This window comes from Nitratireductor aquibiodomus NL21 = JCM 21793 (assembly GCF_000615975.1).
GTDB lineage: Bacteria > Pseudomonadota > Alphaproteobacteria > Rhizobiales > Rhizobiaceae > Nitratireductor > Nitratireductor aquibiodomus.
This window is the reverse complement of the sequence record NZ_BAMP01000164.1, coordinates 1-2,996: the sequence shown is the minus strand read 5'-3', so window position 1 is coordinate 2,996 and position 2,996 is coordinate 1. Positions and strand designations below refer to the sequence as shown.

Sequence of the window (2,996 nt, the reverse complement as noted above, 5' to 3'; positions counted from 1 at the left end):
AGAGCCAGAGCCAGAGCCAGAGCCAGAGCCGAAGGCCGAAATTTCAGACGCGACGCCCGCGCCCCCTTCTCCCCGCTCGCGGGGAGAAGGTCAGGATGAGGGGCAGCGCGACGCCGACGACATCACGCCTGCAGCCGAAGCCGCGCCGACACCGTCCACCGACGACGCTCGCCCGTCATCCGGCCCTTCGACGGGCTCAGGAGGTGAGAAGGAAGCGGAGCACGTCGCCGAGGCCGCAAGTGCCGCTGCCGCCGGCAAGATCGCCGTCTCCAAAGCAGTCGAGCGCGTTGAAGAGAAGGCGCCCGAGCCGGAAGCACCGCCGCCGCGCAAGCCATGGTTCCAGCGTCTCCGCGAGGGGCTGTCGCGTTCATCTCGCGAACTGCGCGATTCCATCGCCGGTGTCTTCACCAAGCGCAAGCTGGACGATGACACGCTTCAGGATCTGGAAGACGTTCTGCTGCGCGCCGATCTCGGTCTTGAGACGGCCATGCGCGTCACCGACGCGCTGGCGTCGGGCCGTTACGGCAAGGATGTTTCCGGTGAAGAAGTGCAGGCCGTCATGGCCGAGGAAATCGAGAAGGTGCTGGCGCCGGTCGCCATGCCGCTCGAACTCGACCTGTCGCACAAGCCGCATGTTATCCTCGTGGTCGGCGTCAACGGCACCGGCAAGACGACCACCATCGGCAAGCTGGCTGCAAAGCTCACCGAGGGCGGGCTTAAGGTCACGCTGGGCGCTGGCGACACCTTCCGCGCCGCCGCCATCGAGCAGCTCAAGATCTGGGGCGAGCGCACCGGCTCGCCGGTCGTTTCCTCAAAACTCGGCGCGGATGCGGCGGGCCTTGCCTATGATGCCTATGAAAAGGCCAAGGAAGCCGGCTCGGACGTGCTGATCATCGACACCGCTGGCCGTCTTCAGAACAAGGCGGAGCTGATGGCCGAGCTTGAGAAGATCGTGCGCGTGCTCGGCAAGCACGATCCCGATGCGCCGCACACCGTCCTCCAGACGGTGGATGCGACCACCGGGCAGAACGCCCTTAATCAGGTCGAAATCTTCCGCAATGTTGCGGGCGTCAACGGCCTGGTCATGACCAAGCTCGATGGCACGGCGCGCGGCGGCATCCTTGTTTCCATCGCTGCCAAGCACAAGCTGCCGGTCTATTTCATCGGCGTCGGCGAGCAGGTCGACGATCTTGAACCCTTCTCGGCGAGCGATTTCGCCAAGGCGATTGCAGGAGTTGCATAAGCGTGAGCGAGAAACACATCTTTGAACGCGACCCCGCCGATCCCAAGCGCAAGGAGATCAACCCGATCCTCAAACTGGCACTGGAGCTGGGGCCGCTCATGGTGTTCTTCTTCGCCAATTCGCGTGGTGAATGGCTGGTGGAGCGTTTCCCGGCGCTGGGCAGTCTCGGCGGCCCACTCTTTGTGGCGACCGCGCTCTTCATGGCCGCCACGGCCATTGCGCTTACAGCCTCCTGGGTTCTCGCCCGCACCCTGCCCATCATGCCGCTCGTTTCGGGCGTGGTGGTGTTCGTGTTCGGCGCGCTGACGCTCTATCTGCACAGCGAAATCTTCATCAAGATGAAGCCGACCATCGTCAACACGCTGTTCGGCGTGGTGCTTCTGGGCGGTCTCGCCTTCGGCAAATCGCTGCTTGGCTATGTGTTCGATTCCGCCTTCAAGCTGGATGCGGAAGGCTGGCGCAAGCTCACCCTGCGCTGGGGCCTGTTCTTCATTTTCCTGGCGGTGGTCAATGAGGTGGTGTGGCGGATGTTCTCCACCGACACCTGGGTCGCCTTCAAGGTGTGGGGCATCATGCCGATCACCATCCTCTTCACGATGAGCCAGATGCCGCTCATCATGAAGCACTCGCTGGAAGAGCCCTCGAAGTAAGCCAGAGCATCGGCCCGAAAAACGGAATCGATTATCGGGAAGCACGGCGCTCTAGTTGGCGGCATCCCGCCTTGCGGCGGTGATGGCGTCGTCCAGCCGGCTGTAGAACCGGAGTGCGGGTGGCCGCATCCCGTGGGTGCGCAGCAATTTGCGCACCGGCTGGCTTGCCCCCGCGAGATAGACATTCGTTCCCTGCTGGCGCGCCTTGCGCACGAAACCTTCAATGGTCGCGGCCGCCGTGGAATCGAGAAAGCTCACCGAGCCGATGTCGATGACACAGGCTTTCGGCTGGCCGCCAATCCGGTCGAGTGCAGCCCCCACCGCAGCCGCTGCGCCGAAGAAGAACGCGCCGGCAATGCGATAGACAACCACATCGTCATCCGTCGCGTTCGCCGCCGAATAGGGGCCTTCGCCGCTGTCTGGCTGGTCGGTCAGCGATGAAACGCCATGCTCCACGCGCACCGCTTCCGACATGCGGTGCAGAAAGAGCAGCGCGCCGAGACCGAAGCCCACCAGAATGCCCTCCGTCAGGTCGCGGAAAACCACCAGCAGGAACGTCACCAGAAGCACTACCGCATCGCCCCATGAGGAGCGCAGCAGTGCTGCGAACTGGTGCTTCTCCGCCATGTTCCAGGCCACCACTGCCAGAATGGCGGCAAGGGCTGCAAGCGGGATGAAGCGCGCCAGCGGCGCAGCCACCAGCATGAACGCCAGAAGAAACAGCGAATGCAGCATGCCCGAAACCGGCCCGCGTGCGCCGGCCCGCACATTGGCTGCCGTGCGTGCGATGGTTCCGGTCACACAGAAACCGCCAAACAGCGCCGAACCGATATTGGCCGTGCCCTGCGCCACCAGCTCGCTGTTGGAGCGGTGCCGGCGGCCGGTCATGGAATCGGCCACCACCGCCGAAAGCAGGCTCTCAATGCCGCCCAGAAGCGCAAACGAGAAAGCGGCGGGCAGAACCGCCATGATCTTTTCGGTGCTGAGGTCGGGCAAATGCGGGGCAGGCAGCATTTGCGGAATGCCGCCGAACCGCGAGCCGATGGTTTCCACCGGCAGACCCAGCGCCCAGGCGACCAGCGTGGCCGCCACCACGGCGATCA

The 2,996-nt window shown here is 64.2% G+C and carries 3 protein-coding genes; 2 read left to right on the top strand and 1 reads right to left on the bottom strand.

Annotated features, from left to right (window positions below; all coding sequences use genetic code 11):
* Together ftsY and JCM21793_RS22800 are read left to right on the top strand one after the other, a co-directional pair.
* A partial coding sequence (gene ftsY, locus JCM21793_RS27915; RefSeq protein ID WP_025031840.1) for a signal recognition particle-docking protein FtsY occupies positions 1-1,243 on the top strand: 1,243 nt, incomplete at its 5' end.
* 2 nt (positions 1,244-1,245) lie between these two features.
* Positions 1,246-1,893 (top strand): septation protein A, encoded by a 648-nt coding sequence (locus JCM21793_RS22800; protein ID WP_025031839.1) that lies wholly within the window; start codon positions 1,246-1,248, stop codon positions 1,891-1,893.
* Positions 1,894-1,944: 51 nt separating this feature from the next.
* Here JCM21793_RS22800 and JCM21793_RS22795 read toward each other — a convergent pair.
* A partial coding sequence (locus JCM21793_RS22795) for a SulP family inorganic anion transporter (protein WP_025031838.1) occupies positions 1,945-2,996 on the bottom strand: 1,052 nt, incomplete at its 5' end.